Annotated in this window: 19 protein-coding genes; 11 read left to right on the forward strand and 8 right to left on the reverse strand. The window is 74.3% G+C overall.

All coding sequences use genetic code 11. The annotated features are described in order from the left end of the window. Positions 1-142: 142 nt before the first annotated feature. The 7 genes from gap to ACZ50K_RS36115 all read right to left on the reverse strand — a co-directional run bounded on the left by gap (position 143) and on the right by ACZ50K_RS36115 (position 7,284). Positions 143-1,141, reverse strand: a complete 999-nt coding sequence (gene gap / locus ACZ50K_RS36085) for a type I glyceraldehyde-3-phosphate dehydrogenase (RefSeq protein WP_468911372.1) — start codon at positions 1,139-1,141, stop codon at positions 143-145. A gap of 166 nt (positions 1,142-1,307) precedes the next feature. Further along, positions 1,308-2,270 (reverse strand): GlxA family transcriptional regulator, encoded by a 963-nt coding sequence (locus ACZ50K_RS36090; protein ID WP_468911374.1) that lies wholly within the window; start codon positions 2,268-2,270, stop codon positions 1,308-1,310. Between the two features lie 53 nt (positions 2,271-2,323). Next, a complete protein-coding gene (locus ACZ50K_RS36095) occupies positions 2,324-2,863 on the reverse strand; it encodes an SRPBCC family protein (protein WP_468911376.1) in 540 nt (179 codons plus the stop codon). Positions 2,864-2,948: 85 nt separating this feature from the next. Then, positions 2,949-3,146 (reverse strand): hypothetical protein, encoded by a 198-nt coding sequence (locus ACZ50K_RS36100; RefSeq protein ID WP_468911377.1) that lies wholly within the window; start codon positions 3,144-3,146, stop codon positions 2,949-2,951. A gap of 120 nt (positions 3,147-3,266) precedes the next feature. After that, positions 3,267-4,373 carry a tryptophan--tRNA ligase gene (gene trpS / locus ACZ50K_RS36105; protein ID WP_468911378.1) on the reverse strand — a complete coding sequence of 369 codons (1,107 nt, stop codon included), beginning with the start codon at positions 4,371-4,373 and terminating at the stop codon, positions 3,267-3,269. A 232-nt stretch (positions 4,374-4,605) separates the two neighbouring features. Next, on the reverse strand, positions 4,606-5,865 hold the full coding sequence (locus ACZ50K_RS36110) for an SLC13 family permease (RefSeq protein ID WP_468911411.1): 1,260 nt from the start codon (positions 5,863-5,865) through the stop codon (positions 4,606-4,608). A 129-nt stretch (positions 5,866-5,994) separates the two neighbouring features. Beyond that, complete coding sequence (locus ACZ50K_RS36115) at positions 5,995-7,284, reverse strand: ClC family H(+)/Cl(-) exchange transporter (RefSeq protein ID WP_468911380.1); 1,290 nt, start codon at positions 7,282-7,284, stop codon at positions 5,995-5,997. 199 nt (positions 7,285-7,483) lie between these two features. On the opposite strand from ACZ50K_RS36115, the gene ACZ50K_RS36120 reads away from it, so the two are divergent. From ACZ50K_RS36120 to ACZ50K_RS36170, 11 genes are all read left to right on the forward strand, one after another. Beyond that, a complete protein-coding gene (locus ACZ50K_RS36120; RefSeq protein WP_468911382.1) occupies positions 7,484-8,026 on the forward strand; it encodes an EF-hand domain-containing protein in 543 nt (180 codons plus the stop codon). A gap of 258 nt (positions 8,027-8,284) precedes the next feature. After that, entirely contained in the window at positions 8,285-8,530 is a 246-nt protein-coding gene (locus ACZ50K_RS36125; protein WP_468911383.1) for a hypothetical protein, read from the forward strand. 129 nt (positions 8,531-8,659) lie between these two features. Next, positions 8,660-8,965, forward strand: a complete 306-nt coding sequence (locus ACZ50K_RS36130) for an urease subunit gamma (protein ID WP_468911385.1) — start codon at positions 8,660-8,662, stop codon at positions 8,963-8,965. Further along, the gene (locus ACZ50K_RS36135; RefSeq protein WP_468911386.1) at positions 8,962-9,789 is read left to right on the forward strand and encodes a sirohydrochlorin chelatase; all 828 of its coding nucleotides are present in this window, start codon (positions 8,962-8,964) and stop codon (positions 9,787-9,789) included. The genes ACZ50K_RS36130 and ACZ50K_RS36135 overlap by 4 nt, the downstream gene beginning before the upstream one ends. A 12-nt stretch (positions 9,790-9,801) precedes the next feature. Next, complete coding sequence (locus ACZ50K_RS36140) at positions 9,802-10,311, forward strand: urease subunit beta (protein WP_468911389.1); 510 nt, start codon at positions 9,802-9,804, stop codon at positions 10,309-10,311. Then, positions 10,311-12,035 carry an urease subunit alpha gene (gene ureC, locus ACZ50K_RS36145; protein WP_468911392.1) on the forward strand — a complete coding sequence of 575 codons (1,725 nt, stop codon included), beginning with the start codon at positions 10,311-10,313 and terminating at the stop codon, positions 12,033-12,035. The genes ACZ50K_RS36140 and ureC overlap by 1 nt, the downstream gene beginning before the upstream one ends. Then, the gene (locus ACZ50K_RS36150; protein ID WP_468911394.1) at positions 12,032-12,748 is read left to right on the forward strand and encodes an urease accessory protein UreF; all 717 of its coding nucleotides are present in this window, start codon (positions 12,032-12,034) and stop codon (positions 12,746-12,748) included. The genes ureC and ACZ50K_RS36150 overlap by 4 nt, the downstream gene beginning before the upstream one ends. A 30-nt stretch (positions 12,749-12,778) precedes the next feature. Continuing rightward, positions 12,779-13,465, forward strand: a complete 687-nt coding sequence (ureG, locus tag ACZ50K_RS36155; RefSeq protein WP_468911397.1) for an urease accessory protein UreG — start codon at positions 12,779-12,781, stop codon at positions 13,463-13,465. Beyond that, the gene (locus tag ACZ50K_RS36160; protein WP_468911400.1) at positions 13,462-14,436 is read left to right on the forward strand and encodes an urease accessory protein UreD; all 975 of its coding nucleotides are present in this window, start codon (positions 13,462-13,464) and stop codon (positions 14,434-14,436) included. Before ureG ends, ACZ50K_RS36160 begins: the two co-directional genes overlap by 4 nt. A 102-nt stretch (positions 14,437-14,538) precedes the next feature. After that, positions 14,539-15,399, forward strand: coding sequence for a DUF1206 domain-containing protein (locus ACZ50K_RS36165; protein WP_468911403.1), 861 nt, complete (start codon positions 14,539-14,541; stop codon positions 15,397-15,399). A gap of 83 nt (positions 15,400-15,482) precedes the next feature. After that, entirely contained in the window at positions 15,483-17,288 is a 1,806-nt protein-coding gene (locus tag ACZ50K_RS36170) for a serine/threonine-protein kinase (RefSeq protein ID WP_468911406.1), read from the forward strand. 50 nt (positions 17,289-17,338) lie between these two features. On the opposite strand, the gene ACZ50K_RS36175 is transcribed toward ACZ50K_RS36170, so the two are convergent. Then, positions 17,339-17,839: a hypothetical protein gene (locus tag ACZ50K_RS36175; protein ID WP_468911408.1), complete on the reverse strand. Its 501-nt coding sequence runs from the start codon at positions 17,837-17,839 to the stop codon at positions 17,339-17,341. Between the last annotated feature and the right edge of the window lie 427 nt (positions 17,840-18,266).

Consider the following 18,266-nt stretch of genomic DNA (forward strand, 5'->3'; position numbering starts at 1 on the left):
GGGGGTGTGATAACGCGCGGGGCCGCCGGGGGCCGGCGTAGGGGTGTTGTGCACCCGGTTTGGGCACCAGGGGGGGGGCCGGGGGGGCCCCCCCCCCGGGGGGGGGGCCCCCGGCCGTCGACGTGGAGTGCTCGTGACCCGGTCAGCGGGAGGCGAGGAGTTCCAGGGTGTCGATCACGCGGTTCGAGAAGCCCCACTCGTTGTCGTACCAGGCGACCACCTTGATGTGGCGGCCCTCGACCCGGGTCAGTTCCGAGTCGAAGATCGAGGAGGCGGGGTTGCCGGTGATGTCGGAGGAGACCAGCGCGTCCTCCGAGTACTCCAGCACACCGGCCAGCGGGCCCTCGGCGGCGGCGCGGTAGGCGGCCAGGACGTCCTCGCGGGTCACGTCGCGCGCCACGGTGGTGTTGAGCTCGACGATCGAGCCCACCGGCACCGGCACCCGGATGGAGTCGCCCGAGAGCTTGCCGTCCAGGTTCGGCAGGACCAGGCCGATCGCCTTCGCGGCGCCCGTGGTGGTCGGCACGATGTTGACGGCGGCGGCGCGGGCGCGGCGGGCGTCGCGGTGCGGGCCGTCCTGGAGGTTCTGCTCCTGGGTGTAGGCGTGCACCGTGGTCATGAAGCCGTGCTCGATGCCGGCGAGGTCGTCGAGGACCGCGGCCAGCGGGGCGAGGGCGTTGGTGGTGCAGGAGGCGTTCGAGACGATGGTGTGCAGCTCCGGGTCGTAGGAGTCGCTGTTCACACCGTAGGCCAGCGTGATGTCGGCACCGTCCGCCGGGGCGCTGACCAGGACCTTCTTGGCGCCCGCGTCGATGTGCGCCCGGGCGGCCTTGGCCGAGGTGAAGCGGCCGGTGGCCTCCAGGACGATGTCCACGCCGAGCTCGGCCCAGGGCAGCTGCGCCGGCTCGCGTTCGGCGAGGACCTTGATGCGGCGGCCGTCGACGACCAGGACGTCCCCGTCCACGGTCACCGGGCGGCCGAGCCGGCCGGAGGTGGTGTCGTAGGCGAGCAGGCGTGCGAGGGTGACGGGCTCGGTGAGGTCGTTCACGGCGACGATTTCGAGGGAGCTGTCGCGCTCCAGGAGCGCGCGCAGCACGTTGCGTCCGATGCGGCCGAATCCGTTGATGGCGATGCGAGTCATGATCTGTGTCCCTCTGTCCCTGTCCCGGTGGGCTGTCCCTGTCCCTGTGGGTTCTCCACCAGGGTCGCCCGTGGCGGCCCCCGCTGACAGCGGCGTGATCGCCATGGTCCGCAAGGATCGCGCCACCCCGCCCGACCCTGTGCGGACCGGCCCGGCCCGGAACCGGTCATTCGCCCCGGGTGAAGGTGCGCCGGTACTCGCTCGGCGTGGTGCTGAGGATGTGCTGGAAGTGCAGCCGCAGGTTCGCGCCCGTACCGAGTCCCGCGTCGGCGGCGATCTGCTCCACGCTCCGTTCCGAACGTTCCAGCAGTTCTCGGGCCAGGTCGATGCGGGCGCGCATCACCCAGGTCATCGGGGTGTAGCCGGTGTCCTCGGCGAACCGGCGGGAGAACGTCCGCGGGGAGACCCCGGCGTGCCGGGCCAGCACTTCCAGGGTGAGGGGTTCGCCGAGCCGGTGCAGCGCCCACTCCCGGGTGGCGGCGAACCGTTCGCCGAGCGGCTCGGGCACGCTGCGGGGCACGTACTGGGCCTGCCCGCCGCTGCGGTAGGGGGCCGCGACCAGCCGCCGTGCGGTGTGGTTGGAGGCGGAGACCCCGTGGTCGCGGCGCAGGATGTGCAGGCACAGGTCGATGCCGGAGGCAGCGCCGGCCGAGGTGAGCACGCTGCCCTCGTCGACGAACAGGACGTTCTCGTCGACCCGGACCAGTGGCCGCTTGGCGGCGAGCGCCCGGGTGTAGTGCCAGTGCGTGGTGGCCCGTTTGCCGTCGAGGAGCCCGGTGGCGGCGAGCGCGAACGCCCCCGTGGAGATGGCGGCCAGCCGGGCGCCCCGGTCGTGGGCGGCGACCAGGGCCCGGACCACCGGGGCCGGCGGGTCCTCACGGTCGGGGAAGCGGTAGCCGGGGACGAAGACGGTGTCGGCCCATTCGAGGGCCTCCAGACCGTGGGCGACGGAGTACGAGAGGCCGTCGCCGCCGGTCACCAGCCCCGGCTCGGCCCCGCACACCCGCACCTCGTACGGCATGCTCGCGCGGGTGGTGAACACCTGCGCGGGGATTCCGACGTCGAGTGGTTTGGCCCCTTCGAGGACGAGGACGGCGACATGGTGGGGGCGGGAGTCTGGCGCTGGCACGCAAGGAGCCTACGCGGCCGCCCACGCCGTCAGGCCGGGGCCGTCCCGGGCCGTCAGGCCGGGGCCGTCCCGGGCCGGCAGGCGTCGGCGATCCGGGCGAGGGTGGTGCGCATCCCGGCCCGGTTGACTGCCACCCGGCGCTCCGGGGTGGTGCCGGTGAAGACCGACCCCAGCGCCTTGGCCACGCCGGCGCCGCGCCCGGTCCGCAGGTCCTCCCAGAACTCGGTGATCAGGGTGCCGTCCCCCTCCGGCTCGAAGCGGTACCCCCAACGGGACACCGGCAGGCCGAAGACGTCGATGTCGAAGGTGAACTCGCCCGCCGGGGAGGGTCCGGAGGGCGGCCGGGCGACCGCTACCCGGCCGGTGGTGAACCACAGGAAGAGGCCGTGCCGGTTGAATCCGACGAAGCGGCTGCCGGCCCGGCCGGGCGGGGCGGGCATCCAGACCCGCCGGCATTCCGGGCTCCAGCGGCCCATGTTGCGCAGGTCGGACACCAGCCGGTAGGCCTCCTCGGGGGAGGCCGCGACCACGATCCGTTCCTCCAGGCGCCGCGGCCGCGGATCGGCCGGGTCGGCTTCGTGCGGGTGCGGCATGGGGTACCTCGCTCGGTGGTCGACGGGTTCCGATCATGCCAGAGCGGTGCGGCGGGCCGGGGGGACTCCGGCCGACCCGTGCCGGTCACTCACGGGCCAGCCGGGAGCTCAGGCGGAACCGCAGTTCGGCGGCGGCCCGCTGGACCTCCTCGGGTTCGGCGGTCCGGTCGAGCCGGCCGAGGAGGACCATCAGGGCGCGCGCCTCGTCCCCGCTGATCAGTCTCAGCCGGGGCTCGGTGACCCCGTCCAGCAGCACGTCCAGCAGCTCCGTGTCCGTATCCATGTCCATGCCGAACCCAACGGCGGCCGGCTCCGCGACGTCACGCCGCCCGGCCCCGCCGGGTCACCGGGCGGTCCCCGCCACGCCCTCCGGCCCGTCGGTACACCGTGAGCGGGTCCCCCGTCAGTACACCGTGCCCATGGCCGCGCGGACCTCGGCGAGGGTGGCCTCGGCGAGGGCGCCGGCCCGCTCGTTGCCCTCCCGCAGGACCTCGCGCAGCCGGGTCCGGTCGCGGGCGTACTCGGCGCGGCGGGCCCGCAGCGGGGCGAGGTGCTCGTTGACCGCCTCGGTGACGGTGCGCTTGAGGGCGGCGGCACCGCCGGAGCCGATCCCCTCGGCGACCTCGTACGGATCCCGGTCCTGGCAGAGCGCGGCCAACAGGACCAGGCTGGAGACCTCGGGGCGGCCCTCCGGGTCGTAGGTGATGTGCCGGTCCGCGTCGGTCCGGGCGCCCTTGAGCAGCCGGGCGGTGTCGTCGGGGGTGCCGGCGAGGGCGATGGCGTTGCCCCGGGACTTGCTCATCTTGGTGCCGTCGGTGCCGAGCAGCAGGGGTGCCCTGGAGAGCAGCGCCTCCGGTTCCGGGAACACCGTCCGGGCGGCTCCGGTGCCGGGCCCGGCCGGGTAGCGGTCGTTGAAGCGGCGGGCGACGGTCCGGGTGACCTCCAGGTGCGGGAGCTGGTCCTGGCCGACGGGAACCAGGTTCGCCTTGCAGAAGAGGATGTCGGCCGCCTGGTGCACCGGGTAGGTGAACATCAGTCCGCTGACCGCCGACTGCCGGGAGTGCGCGATCTCGTCCTTGACGGTGGGGTTGCGGCCCAGTTCGGCCACCGAGACCAGGGACAGGAAGGGCAGCAGCAGCTGGTTCAGGGCGGGTAGCGCGCTGTGCGTGAAGATCGTGGACCGGTCGGGGTCGATACCGGCCGCGAGGTAGTCCAGGACCAGGTCCTCCACGTGCTCGGTGAGCCGGTCGGCGAGGTCCCGGTCGGTGAGGACCTGGTAGTCGGCGATCACCACGAAGGTGTCCACGCCGAGGTCCTGGAGGCGTACCCGGCCCTGGAGGGTGCCGAAGTAGTGGCCCAGGTGCAGACGGCCGGTGGGGCGGTCTCCGGTCAGCACCCGGAACCGGCCGGGTGCGGCGGCGATCTCCGCTTCGAGTACGGCGCTGCGGCGCCGGGCGGCGGCCGCGACATCGATGGCGGGGGTGATGGCGGGGGTGGTGGCGGTGGTCATGGGTTCCTCCTCGGTGCGCGGGGCGGGCCGCGCCCGGAACCGCGGCACCCGGGCGCCCGGAGGGCACGGGAGGAGGGGCCGCCGGTCAGGGCGGCCCGATACGTGTCTGTCGTGGGTGGCCGCTCTACGGGGAGCGCCACCAGAGGGAACGACAGGACGTGGTCATGCCCCCACCGTATCGGGGCGGGGGGTGCGTGCGCACGGTACTTTCGGCCGAGGCCCGGGCCCGGGCTCAGGTTCCGATCAGCCCGAGGGAGGCCCAGAGGGCGGTGACGGCCACGACGAGGGCGGCCGGGGTGGTCAGCAGCCCGAGCCGGGTGAACTCGCGCAGGGAGGCCCGGTCCTCGTGCTCGTGCAGGATCCGGCGCCACAGCAGGGTGGCGAGCGAGCCCACGTAGCTGAGGTTGGGGCCGATGTTCACCCCGATCAGCACGGCCAGGACCGGCCCCGCGCCGGCCGGGGCGGCCAGCGGCAGCAGGGCCAGCACCGCGGGCAGGTTGTTGATCAGGTTCGCGAGGAGCGCGGCCACCGCGGCGACGGCCAGCAGCGCGGGCAGCGAGTCCCCGTCCGGGAGTACGGCGGCCAGCGCGTCCCCGAGCCCGTGGTCCACCACTCCCCGGACCACGATGCCGAGCGCCAGGACGAACAGGCAGAACGCGGGGGCGGCGGAGCCGGCCAGCCGGCGGAGGGTGGTACGGCGGCGGCGCAGGGCCCGGCTGGCCAGCACCAGGGTGCCGGCCAGTGCGGCCCAGGAGGGGCTGGCGCCCGCGAAGGAGGCCACCGCGAAGCCGGCCAGGGTCAGGGCCAGCACCACCAGGGTGAAGCGGGGCGGCGGCGAGGGCTCGCCGGTGTCCTGCGGCGGTTCGGCCGGGGCGGCCAGGTCGGCGCGGAAGAAGCGGCGGAAGGCCGCGTACTCGACCGCGATGGCCGCCAGCCAGGGCAGGGTCATCAGGGCGGCGAAGCGGGTGAAGGACAGACCGCTGGCGGTGAAGGCCAGCAGGTTGGTGAGGTTGGACACCGGCAGCAGCAGGGAGGCCGAGTTCGCCAGGTGCGCGGTCGCGTACACGTGCGGGCGCGGCCGGGCTCCGAGGCGGGCGGCGGTCGCGAAGACCACCGGGGTCAGCAGGACCACCGTGGCATCCAGGCTCAGTGCGGCGGTGATCACGGCGGCGACCGCGAAGACCCCGCCCAGCAGGGTCTTCGGACTGCGGCCGCAGCGGCGGGCGACCGCGTCGCCGGCCGCCCGGAACAGCCCTTCGTCCGCGCACAGCCGGGCGAGCACCAGGATCACCGCGAGGAACCCGACCACGGGCAGCAGCTCGCGGGTCTGCTCCCAGGCCGCGGCCGGGGAGACCACACCGAGGGCGATCAGCAGCCCGGCGGCCGGTACGGCGGCCGCCGCCTCCGGCAGTCCGCGCGGCCGCAGGACGGCGAAGCCCAGCACGCCCAGCAGCAGGGCGAGGGACAGCGACTCGGCTATGACGGTACTCAGCGCGCACTCCCGGCGACGGAAAACAATCCGGCCGTACGGCGGCCACGACCTCGCCCCCAGGATGACACCCCGGGCCGCCTACCCCGACGGGAGGTCCGGGGCCCCGGGGCCGGGGCGTGCCGCGTGGGCTCAGGGGCGTTCCGCCATCCGCCGCCGGAGGCTGTCGTAGATCGGTTCGCTCTCCAGCCGGTCGGCGGTCAGCACGGCGGCGAAGCAGGCCACCAGCAGCGGCAGCAGCAGCGGGAGGGCGCCGGTCATCTCCAGGACCAGGACGATGCCGGTGACCGGGGCCCGGACCACGGCCGCGAACAGGGCCGCCATGCCCACCACGGCGAACGCCCCGGGCCCGGCCGAGGGCAGGGGCACGAGCGGGGCCGTGACGGCGTGCGTGAGGGTCCCCCACAGGGCTCCCAGGGCCAGCAGCGGGGCGAACAGCCCACCCGGGGTGGCCGCCGCGTAACTGAGCGGCCCGGCGACGAACCGTACGGCGAGATAGGCCGCGAGCACGGCCACGGCCGGGCTCTCCCCGCCGAGCAGCCGCTCGCTCAGCGGGTCGCCGTCCCCCGCGAGCAGCGGGTTCAGGACCAGCAGGAGGCCCACGGCCACCCCGATCCCGGCCGCCCGCACCACCGGCGGCACCCGGGTCAGCCGGTCGAACACGGCCAGCGTCCCGACCACCAGCGCGCTGTAGGCCGCGCCCAGGGCCCCCGCGGTGGCGCCGAACAGCAGGAACACGGGGAGCAGCCAGAGCGGTGGCACCGGCAGGTCCGGGACGGCGAACACCGGCGCGTCGCCCACCAGGGGCCGGGCGCAGGCCACGCCGGTGGCCGTGCCGATCAGGGTGAGCAGCACGAGCCGGGGCCGGACCGACCGGGTGACCTCCTCGCAGACGAACAGCAGGCCGCCGAGCGGGGCGGTGAAGGCCACGGCCAGTCCGGCCCCGCCGAGCGAGGTGTTGAGCAGCCGTACGTCCTCGGCGTCCAGCCGGGCCAGCCGGCCCGACTCCGACCCGATCGAGGCGCCCATGTGGACGGTGGGGCCCTCCCGACCGAGCACCAGCCCGGAGCCGATGCCGATCACCCCGCCGGCGAACTTCGCGGGCAGCAGCCACAGGGAGCGCCGCCCGTCGTCCTCCTCCCGCCATACGGCCTCCACGTGCTGGATGCCGCTGCCGGCCGCGTACGGGACCAGCCGGGCGATGTAGCAGGCCAGGGCCGCACCGGCGGCCGTGAGGGCGACGGGGAGCAGCCAGCCGGGGCCGCCGACGGCCGAGGCGGTCTCCAGGATCCGGCCGCGCAGCACGGTGGCGTGTTCCAGGCACCAGCGGAACGCGCCGCCGACCAGTCCCACCAGGGCACCGGCCAGGGCGGCGACCAGATAGGCGCGGTATCCGCGCCGGTCCCCGCGGTGGTTCTTCACGCTCCGAGCCTGGCCCGCCGGCGGCCCGCCACCGGGAACCTCGCCGGTCGGCCGCCCCAAGCGGCCCCGACCGGACGAACGGCCGCCCCCGCCCACCCCCCTCCCGAGGGACCTTTCGCACGCAAGTGCCCATATGGTCCGTGGCGCGTCGCGACCTACAGTTGCGCACTGTCCGGTTCGGCGTCAGGGGAGGCCGCTCATGGCCAGTGCGTTTCAGGAGCGCAAGCTCAAGGGCATGTTCGACGCGTTCGACGCGGACGGCGACGGCCATCTGCGCGAGGAGGACTTCCGCGCGCTGGTCGCCCGCTGGAGCGGGCTGCCGGGCGTGGGGCCCGGCACGGAGCTGCGGGCGCGGGTGGAGTCCCTGCTGATGGGCTGGTGGGCGGCCCTGCTTGCGGCGGGGGACGCCGACGGGGACGGTTCCGTGGACCTGGCCGAGCTGCTCTCCCTGGTCGACCGGCTGCCCGAGCTGGTCGCGGAGGTCACCGCGACCGCCGACACCGTCTTCGACGCCGTGGACTCGAACGGGGACGGGGTCATCTCCCCCGAGGAGCACCGTCGGCTGGTCGAGACCTGGAACGGCCGGCCGGTGGACATGACGGGGGTCTTCGAGCAGCTCGACCTGAACGGCGACGGCCATCTGAGCCGCGCGGAGTTCGCCGCCCTGTGGCGGCAGTTCTGGATGAGCGACGATCCGGCGGAACCGGGCAACTGGCTCTGCGGCCGCTTCCCGGCCGAATGACCGACCGAACCCGGCCGACCCGGGATGGCCCGGCCGGCCCGGCCTGCCCCCGGCTGATGCCCGTGCGGGGCGCGCACTCACATGGAGGACACGCTCCCGGGTGAACGACCAAGGTTCGCACGGGCCCTGCCCGGACCCGCCGAACGACATGTGCGGCATTGGAGTGACACGCCGTTTCCCGTGACCTGCCCGTGATGTTGAACCGGCCGACGCGCACCTCTACCAGCGCGTATTGCCAAGGATCTTCAGGAGTAAGTCATGCGTATGCGCTCTGCCTTCACCGCCTCCGTCCTCGCCGCGGGCATCCTGCTGGGCGGCGCGGGCGCCGCCCTCGCCAATGACGGTGTCGAGAAGGAGTACTTCAACGGGGGCCACGCGGGCTTCGCGAACACCTGCACCTCCGCCGCCGCCGTCCCGGCCGTGTTCGGCCCGGTCTACACCTCCTCCTGCGCCTCCGAGGGCGAGAAGGAGTGGGCGGAGTTCGGTCGCCTCGCCGCCAACTGATCCACGGACGGCACCGAAGGGGCGGTCGACCAACCGGTCGGCCGCCCCTGCGGCGTTCTCCCCGCCCCCACCACCACCGACCGCCGACCGCCGACCGCCGCCGATCGCCGCCGAAACCGAGAGCGCCCGATGGACCTCACCCCCCGCGAGATCGACAAGCTGTACGTCTACGTGGTCGCCGACCTCGCCCGCAAACGGCGCGAACGCGGCCTCCGACTCAACTACTCCGAGGCCTGCGCCCTGATCAGCGAGGCCATCCTGGAGGGCGCCCGGGACGGCCGGACCGTCGCCGAGTGCACCGAGATCGGCAGACAGGTCCTCGACGGCGCCGACGTGATGGACGGGGTCCGCCGGATGCTGCCGCTGCTCCAGATCGAGGCGGTGTTCACGGACGGGACCAAGCTGGTCTCCTGCCACGACCCGGTCGGGGCGTGACCGCCGCACGGGCGGTACGGGTCGTCCTGGCCGGCGGGCACGAGAGCGCGGCCGGCGCCGAGCTGGCCGACTGGGCCGAACCGGGCCACCGCGAGGTGGCCGCCGCCGGCCGACCGCTGACCGAGGCACTGCGGCGCGCCCTGGCCGCCGGACCGGGCGCGGATCCGGTGGTCGTGGTGCCCATGACCCTGGGCCGCGATCCCCGGCTGGTCGCGGACGCGGCCCGGTCGGTCCGCTGGGCCGCCGACAGCGGACCGGGCGCCCGGCGGGCCGTACTGGCCGCCCCGTTCGGCGGCCGGGAGCACCTGGTGGGCTGGCTGCGGGCGGCCGCCGGCCGGACCCGGCCCACCCCTGACACCACCAGCACCGCCGCTGCCACATCCGCCGCCACCGCCGTGCTGGTCACCGCCCCCGCGGCCGACCCCTTCCAGGACGCGGAGCTCTTCCGGACCGCCCGTCTGGTGCGCCAGTACGGGCATCACCGCTGGGTCGAGGTCGCCTTCGAGGGCGGCGACCCCGACCCGGCGGAGGGCATCGCCCGCTGCCGGCTGCTCGGGGCCCGCCATGTGGCCCTGGTACGGGCCGCGTTCGGGGCGGCCCGGGCACCGGCCGGCACGGGGAACGTCCGGGAACTGGGCCCGCTGCTGGCCCCGGCGGCGGCCGGCGCGGTCCTCGCCGCCCGGGTCGCGGAGGCCCTGCACCGGCTGGACCACGGCGACGACGGGGTGGGCGCCGGCCTGGACGCCGAACACGCCCAGGGCTTCGCCCACTCCCACGCCGGTGCGCACGCCCCCGGCCGACCGGGCCACACCCACCACCACTAGGGAGGTACCGCCATGTCAGGTGGCGCCGTCTACCTCTACGGCGAAGGCACCGTGGAGATCAACGCGGGGCGCCGCAAGGCCTCGGTCACCGTCGCCAACACCGGTGACCGGGCCGTCCAGGTCGGTTCCCACTACCACTTCTTCGAAGCCAACCGCGCCCTGGAGTTCGACCGCAACGCCGCCTATGGCATGCGCCTCGACCTCCCGGCCGGGACCGCGGTCCGCTTCGAGCCGGGCGACACCCGGGAGGTGCGGCTCACCGGCTACGGCGGGCACGGCGCCCTGCCCGGGTTCAGCGGTCTGACCTCCGGGGACCCGGGCTGCCCGAACACCCGGGTACGGGCCCTGCGGCGCGCCGCGGAACTCGGGTTCCTCGGCGCCCGGCCGGAGACCCGCGAGGAAGCCGCCGCCGCCACGGCGGCCGCGTACGGCGGGCATGACGCGCAGGACGTGAACGACGGGCACGGCGGGCATGACGGGCATGAGGGGCATGACGGGGTCGACGCGGACGGGGGCCGGTGATGGCGATCCTGAGCCGCGAGCACTACACCGGTCTGTTCGGGCCGACCGTCGGGGACCGCTTCCACCTCGCCGACACCAATCTGCTGATCGAGGTCGAGAAGGACCACAACGAGGGCCACTACGGGGACGAGGCCGTCTACGGCGGCGGCAAGACCGTCCGGGACGGCATGGCCCAGGACCCCCGGGCCACCGCCGCGCTGGGCGCCCTCGACCTGGTCATCACCAACGTGGTCGTGATGGACCCGGTCCTCGGCGTGGTCAAGGGGGACCTGGGCGTCAGGGACGGTTTCATCGCCGGCCTCGGCAAGGCCGGCAATCCGCACGTCCAGTCCGGGATCCACCCCGGGCTGCTGATCGGGCCCGGCACCGAGGTCATCTGCGGGGAGCACCTGATCGCCACCGCGGGCGGCATCGACACCCACATCCACTTCATCTGCCCGCAGCAGGCCGAGCACGCGCTGTCCAGCGGGATCACCACGATGGTCGGCGGCGGCACCGGCCCGGCGGACGGCAGCAGGGGGGTGACCAGCACCCCCGGCCCCTGGAACATCGGCCGGATGTACCAGGCCGTCGAGGAGCTGCCGGTCAACGTCGGGCTGCTGGGCAAGGGCAGCGGCTCGCTGCCCGAGGCGCTGGCCGAGCAGATCGAGGCGGGGGTCTGCGGGCTCAAGGTCCACGAGGACTGGGGCAGCACCCCGGCCGCGCTGAGCGGGGCCCTGGACGTGGCGGACGGCTACGACGTACAGGTCGCCGTGCACACCGACACCCTCAACGAGTCGGGGTTCCTGGAGGACACCGTGGCCGCCGTCGACGGCCGCACCATCCACACCTTCCACAGCGAGGGCGCGGGCGGCGGCCACGCCCCCGACATCATGCGGATCACCGGCGAACCGAACGTCCTGCCGTCCTCCACCAATCCGACGCTCCCCTACACGGTCAACTCCGTGGACGAACTGCTGGACATGGTGATGGTCTGCCACCACCTGTCACCGGACATCCCCGAGGACGTCTCCTTCGCCGAGTCCCGGGTCCGCGCCGAGACCATCGCCGCCGAGACGGTGCTGCACGACGAGGGGGTCATCTCCATCATGTCCTCCGACTCGCAGGCCATGGGCCGTGTCGGGGAGTCCTGGATCCGGGCCTTCCAGACCGCGCACCACTGCAAGGACCGGCGCGGCCGGCTCGACGGGGACTCGGAACGCAACGACAACTTCCGGGCCCTGCGCTATCTCGCCAAGCTCACCGTCAACCCGGCGCTGGCCGCCGGGATGGCGGACCACATCGGCACCCTGGAGACCGGGAAGCTCGCCGACATCGTGCTGTGGCCCATCGGGTCGTTCGCCGCCAAACCCAAGACGGTCATCAAGGGCGGGATGGTCTGCTGGGCCCTGATGGGCGACCCGAACGCCTCGCTGCCCACCCCCCAACCGGTCTACTACCGGCCCATGTTCGGGGCCCTCGGCAAGGCCCGGCAGGCCACCCGGGTCTCCTTCATGTCCCAGGCCGCCGTGGACCTCGGGGTGCCGGCGGCGCTCGGGCTGGAGAGCCGGGTGCTGCCGGTGCGGAACTGCCGGAGCGTCGGCAAGCGCGACATGGTCCGCAACGACGCCCTCCCGGCGATCACGGTGGACCCGGAGACCTACCGGGTGACCCTGGACGGCATCCCCGCCACCATCGAGCCGGCCCGCGAACTGCCGCTGAACCAGCTGTTCTTCCTGGCATGAGCGGCGCACCGGCCGGCCCGGCCGCCACCCGGCTGGGGGCACTGCTGGTCAGCCTCCAGCTGACCGACTCCGCGTTCCCCAGCGGCTTCTACACCCTCTCGCACGGACTGGAGGGGTACGCCCAGTCCAGGGCGGTCACCCCGGAGGGAGTGCTCCCCCTGCTGGTGGACCTGCTGCGGCACTCGGTGGGACCGGCCGACGCCACCGCACTGGTACTGGCCCACCGGGCGGCCTCGGCGGGCGACTGGGTCGCGGTCGCCGCGACCGACCGGCGGCTGCACGCGGCCAAGCCGAACCGGGAACTGCGCCTGGCCACCACCCGTACCGGCAGACAACTGCTGGACGTGGCGGGCCGGGTGGTGGGCGGCGAACCGGTCGGACGACTGGCCCGGCTGGTGACGGAGGGCCGCTCCCCCGGCTGCCAGCCGGTGGTGGCCGGGGTGGTGTACGCGGCGGCGGGCGTGGCCGCCGACGAGGCCGTGACCGGGGACCTGTTCGCCTTCGCCGCCAGCTTCGTCGGGGCGGCCCTGCGACTGCGGCTGACCGACCACGTACGGGCGCAGATCGTGCTGCGGCGGGCCGCCCCGGTGATCGAGGAGGTGGCCGCGGAGGCCCTGGCGCGCCCGTTGGCCGACCTGGGCGGCTGCGTACCGGTGGCGGACGTGATGTCGGCCCGCCACGAACGGGCCGAGGCCCGTCTGTTCATGACCTGACACCTGACCCTGCTGACGAGACGGAACCCCATGTACGAAGACGAGTACGGCGCGCGCGATGTCCTGCGGGTGGGTGTCGGCGGACCCGTCGGGTCCGGCAAGACCGCGCTGATCGAGGCCCTGGTGCCGGTGCTGGTGGCGCGCGGCCACCGGCCCGCCGTGATCACCAACGACATCTACACCCAGGAGGACGCCCAGCACGTCCGCCGCACCCTGGCAGGGGTGCTGGACCCGGCGCGGGTGGTCGGCGTGGAGACCGGGGCCTGCCCGCACACCGCCGTCCGCGACGACCCCACGATGAACCTGGCCGCGGGGGCCGAGATGCTCGAACGCTTCCCGGACGTGGACACGCTGCTCTACGAGTCGGGCGGCGACAACCTCACCCTCACCTTCAGTCCGGTGCTGGTGGACCTGTTCCTGTTCGTCCTGGACACCGCCGAGGGCGAGAAGATGCCGCGCAAGCGCGGCCCGGGGATCACCGAGTCGGAGCTCCTGGTCATCAACAAGATCGATATCGCCCGGTACGTCCGCTGCGATGTCGGGGTGATGGAATCGGACGCGCGACGGGTCCGCGAGGGGCGGCCGGTGATCCTGACCAACTGCCTTTCCGGGGAAGGCCTGGAGGAGGTCGCCGCCTTCCTGGAATCCTTCAGGGAGTCCTCCCGGCAGTCCCCTCGGCAATCCCCGCGGGAGTCCCCGCACGGCGTTCCGGCATGACCCCGTCGACGACGACCGGCCCGCCCCGGCCGCCGGTCCGGCTGGTGCCCGAGCACTACGAGCCGCCGCACGTGCCCGCGCAGGTGCTGCGGCACTCCTCCGTGCCCGACACCCTCGGTGTGGGCCGGCCCGGCAAGATCGGGCTGCTGGAGCTCGGGTTCGAGCTGAGGGACGGGCGGACCGAGCTGGTCCGGCACTACCAGAAGTCCCCGCTGCAGATCATGCGTCCGCTGTACTTCGACCCGTACCGCCCGGACCTGCCGGTGACCTTCCTGACCGCGGCCGGGGGCGGGGTCCTGCAGGCCGACCGGCTCCGGCTCGACATCGGCTTCGGCCCCGGCACCTCGGGCCTGCTCACCACCCAGGCCGCCACCAAGGTGTACCGGATGGAGCACGACTACGCCGTCCAGCAGACCTTTCTGACGGTGGGCCACGAGGCGTACGTGGAGTACCTGCCGGACCCCCTCATCCCCTACGCCGACTCCCGCTACTACCAGCGCACGCTGGTGACCGCCGACCCCTCGGCCACCGTGCTGGTCGCCGAGACCGTGCTGGCGGGGCGGCTGGCGCGCGGGGAACGGCACGCCTACCGGGTGCTGGCCTGCGACTTCGAGCTGCGGCGACCCGACGGCACACCGGTGGTCGTGGACACCGTCCGGCTGGAGCCCCGCCGTGGCGGAGCGGGGGCGGGGGTGACCGGTCCGGCGGTGCTGGCCGGACACGACGTGCTGGCCGGCCTGTTCGCGGTGAGCCCGCTGGCACCGGCCGGGGAGCTCGCCGACCTGCTGCACGACAGCCTGGCGGGCAGCGGTCTGGTGTACGGGGTGAGCGTGCTGCCCGGGGACTGCGGGGCCTGGGTACGGGTGCTGGGCGAGCGGGCCGAACCCGTCGGCCGTGCGCTGGCGGCGGCCTGGGACGCGCTCCGGCGGCGGCTGATCGGCGTACCGGCGCCGTCCCTGCGGAAGAACTGACCCCCGTCCGTCCGATGATCGGCGGCCTCCCGGAGGCGTGCGGCGGCCCGCTCGGGGCAGGCGGCCCCCGTGGGGATGGGCCCCGGGGAGAAGGAGCACCGCATGAGAGGTCCCGACCGATCGAAGGCACCGTCCGGGGCGATAGCCGTGGCGGCCCGCTACGGGCTGGCGGCACGCGGGCTGATCTACGTGCTGATCGGGTTCATCGCCCTGCGCATCGCCTTCGGCTCCAACGGGAGCGGCGGTGGCGGTGGCGGCGGGAACCAGGCCGACCGGGGCGGAGCGCTGGAGGAGCTCTCCGGGCACTCCTTCGGCGGGTTCCTGGTGTGGGCGGTCGGCATCGGTCTGGTCGGGATGGCGCTGTGGCGGCTCTCCGAGGCCGTGTTCGGTGCCGTCGGCCCGGACGGGCGGAAGCCCGGCAAACGGCTGACCGCGGCCGCCCGGACCGTGTTCTACGGGTTCGTGGCCTTCTCCGTGCTCTCCTTCGCCGCCGGCGGCAAGAGCGGAGGCGGGGGCGGGAGCACGGGCGGCGGAGGCGGTGGCGGCGACGAGCAGTCGCGGGACATGACCGCCCGGGCCCTGGAGCTGCCGGCCGGCCAGTGGCTGGTGGGTGCCGCCGGGGCCGGCATCGCGGTGGCCGGCGTGGTGATCGCCGTACGCGCCGCCCTGCGGACCTTCCGCAAGCACATGGACCTCTCGGGACTGCCGCAGCCGGCGGTCCGGGCCGTCGAGGCCGTGGGCGTGGCCGGGGGCACCGCACGGGGAGCGGTGTTCGCGGCGGCCGGCGGGTTCGCGGTGTACGCGGCGGTCCGGTTCGATCCCGACCGGGCGAAGGGGGTCGACGACACCCTGAGGTCCTTCGCCGACACCCCGGCCGGCCCCTGGCTGCTGGTCGCGGTGGCCGCGGGCCTGCTGCTGTTCGGGGTGTTCTCCTGGGCGATGGCGGCCTGGCGCAAGGTGTGACCGGCCGGTAGCCGCCGCCCGTTCCGTCCCGCCCTCCGATCGGGAGACGGAGCATCACCCCGACGGCCCTACGATGACTGCTCATGAACAACAGTGAGGACGGCAGAACCGTCGTCGACGGCCGCTTCGAGCTCATCTCACGGCTCGGCAGCGGAGGCATGGGCACGGTCTGGCGGGCCCGGGACACCGCCCTGCGGCGCGAAGTCGCCCTCAAGGAGGTCCGGCCCGCCGATCCGGCGGCCGCCGAGGCCAACCCCGAACTGGCCCGGCACCTGCGCGAACGCGCCATCCGGGAGGCGCAGGCGCTGGCCCGGCTCGCCCACCCCAACGTGGTCTCCATCCACCACATCGTGGAGCCGGCCGACGGCTCCCACCCGTGGATCGTGATGGAGCTGGTCCAGGGCGGATCGCTGCACGACCGGATCGCCCGCGGCCCGCTGCCGGTGGACGAGGTGGTCCGGATCGGTCTGGACGTGCTCTCCGCACTGCGCGCCGCCCATGCGGCCGGGGTCCAGCACCGCGACGTCAAACCGGCCAACATCCTGCTGCGGCCCGACGGCAGCGCCGTCCTCACCGACTTCGGCATCGCCGCCCTGCGCGAGTCCACCAGCCTGACCGCGACCGGGGACCTGATCGGCTCGCCCGAGTACATCGCCCCCGAGCGGGCCCGCGGCCAGGAGGGCAACCCCTCGTCCGACCTGTGGTCGCTGGGCATGACCCTGTACGTGGCCTCCGAGGGCGCGCACCCGCTGCGCCGCGAGACCGCGCTGGCCACCGTGGTCGCCCTGCTGGACGACCCGATCCCCTACCCGTCCCGGTCCGGGTCGCTGGGGCCGGTCCTGGCCGGACTCCTGGTACGGGACACCACGGCGCGGCCCGACGCGGAGGCCCTGGAGGGCCAGCTGCGCCGACTGGGCGCGGGCGGCACCGGCGGAAGCAGTGGGTCCGGATCCGGGTCCGCCGGGTCGGGCTCCGGGTCCGTACCGCACGGCTACGGGCCGTCGGACTCCTTCGGTCCGCCCACCCCGCCCCCGTTCTCCCACCCGTACGGCGGGCCGCCCACCTCCCCGCCGTCGGGGCCCCCATCGGGCTCCCAGGGCTTCCCGTCGGCCGGTTGGGGCGGTCCGGGGCCCACGGTCAGCACCGCCGCGGACGGGCGGCCGCGACGGCGGCGCCGGCCGCTGCTCGCGGTGCTCCTGGCGGCCGCGCTGGTCGCCGGGACGGCCCTGGCCGTGCAGTCCTGGCTGCCGGACGGCGACAAGGACGACAAGGCGGGAGGCGGTCAGGGGCAGGTCCAGCAGGATCCGGGGAAGTCCTCCTCGGCCGGCCCGGACCCGAAGCCCTCCGGCTCCAACGGCTCCTCCGGAACCTCCGGATCCTCCGCAGGCTCCACCGGGAAGGCCTCCAGCCCGGTCGCCACCCCGGCCGCGAACGCCCCCGAGGGGACCCTGCACACCCCGGCCGGGGCGCGGGCCATGGCCGCCGCGTTCCGTGAGGCCAGCGGTCGCGGGGACGTCACCCGGCTGACCGTGTACCCCACGTACGCCATGGCCGACATCCCGGTCAAGGAGCATCCGACGGCCTACCAGTCCTGGGACTACCGGGAGGGGGCCGCGACCAAGTCGATCATCGACGGGGCGATCCGGACCGGGACGGTGCCGGTGAAGCTGGACAAGGTCAACTGGGATGCGGTGCCCGCCCTGCTGGCACAGGCCGACGCCCGGCTCAACGTCAAGAACCCGGACACCCACTACCTCATCGTGCAGCCGGACTTCTCGGACCCCGAGGTGGGACGGCTCCTGGTGTACGCGTCCAACAAGTACAGCGAATCGGGCTATCTGGTCGCCGATCTGAACGGCAGGATCATCCGCACCCATCCGCGCTCCTGAACGCCACGGCGGATCGGGGCCGGGCGGGCCGGGCGGCCGGGCGGCCGGGTTCAGTGGCCGGCGCCCGCCTTCACCAGGGCCACGGCCAGGCCGATGGCCGCGTCCAGGGCCCCGGCCAGCAGGGCGACCGCGGCCCCGCCGCCCATCCGCACGCCGCCGTACCAGCCCCAGCCGAACAGGCTGGCGACGCTGACGGCGGCGGCCGTGTACAGGGCGGTCCGCAGCTCCATCACCCCGAGCCCGGCGGCGCCGACCAGGATCAGCGGGCCGACCGCGGAGAGCAGCAGCGGACTGCTGACCCACAGCATCCGGCGCAGTTCGGCACCGGAGGCGAGCCGGCCGTGGACCACCCGGTGGGCCTGCTGGTCGGCGACCAGGGTCGCCAGCCAGAGGCCGACCGAGGCCGTGAGCACCGTGGCCGCGGCCCCGACGGCGTCCGCGTGCTCGGAGACGGCGAGGCCGATCACCACCGAGATCATGGTGATGGTGGCGTAGAGCCGCTCCTTCAGCCGGGCGGTCGAATCGGCGACATCGGCTTCCGCGTGACCCATTCCGGCAGCTTAGGTTCCGCCGCCCACCGATCCGGCTCCGGCCGCGCCGCGGGGCACCGGAACCTCAGCTGACAGGGGGAACGGGCACGCACCAAGGGCTCGGGGCCACGACCGACGAAGGGTTGAGCGGTGCGGAGGGGCTCTTCGACATGGCCACCGCGGAGGAGGGCCTGCTCCGGAGCTTCGAGGAGGGCCTGACCGCACGCGTCCGCGCCCCCCGGCGGACGCCCGGCCGAACTGGCGGATCCGGCTGCTGCCCGCCTCCCGGATCGCCGCAGCCCCTGAGAAGCGGAGGTCGGATGCGTGGGGCCACGCGGAACACCCGACGCACCTTTGCATGACCATGCGGTTCGATGCATACTCTTCCTATGTCTAAGGTCCTCACCTCCCTGCCCGTCGGCGAACGCGTCGGCATCGCCTTCTCCGG

Source organism: Streptomyces sp. NPDC033845, assembly GCF_055576225.1.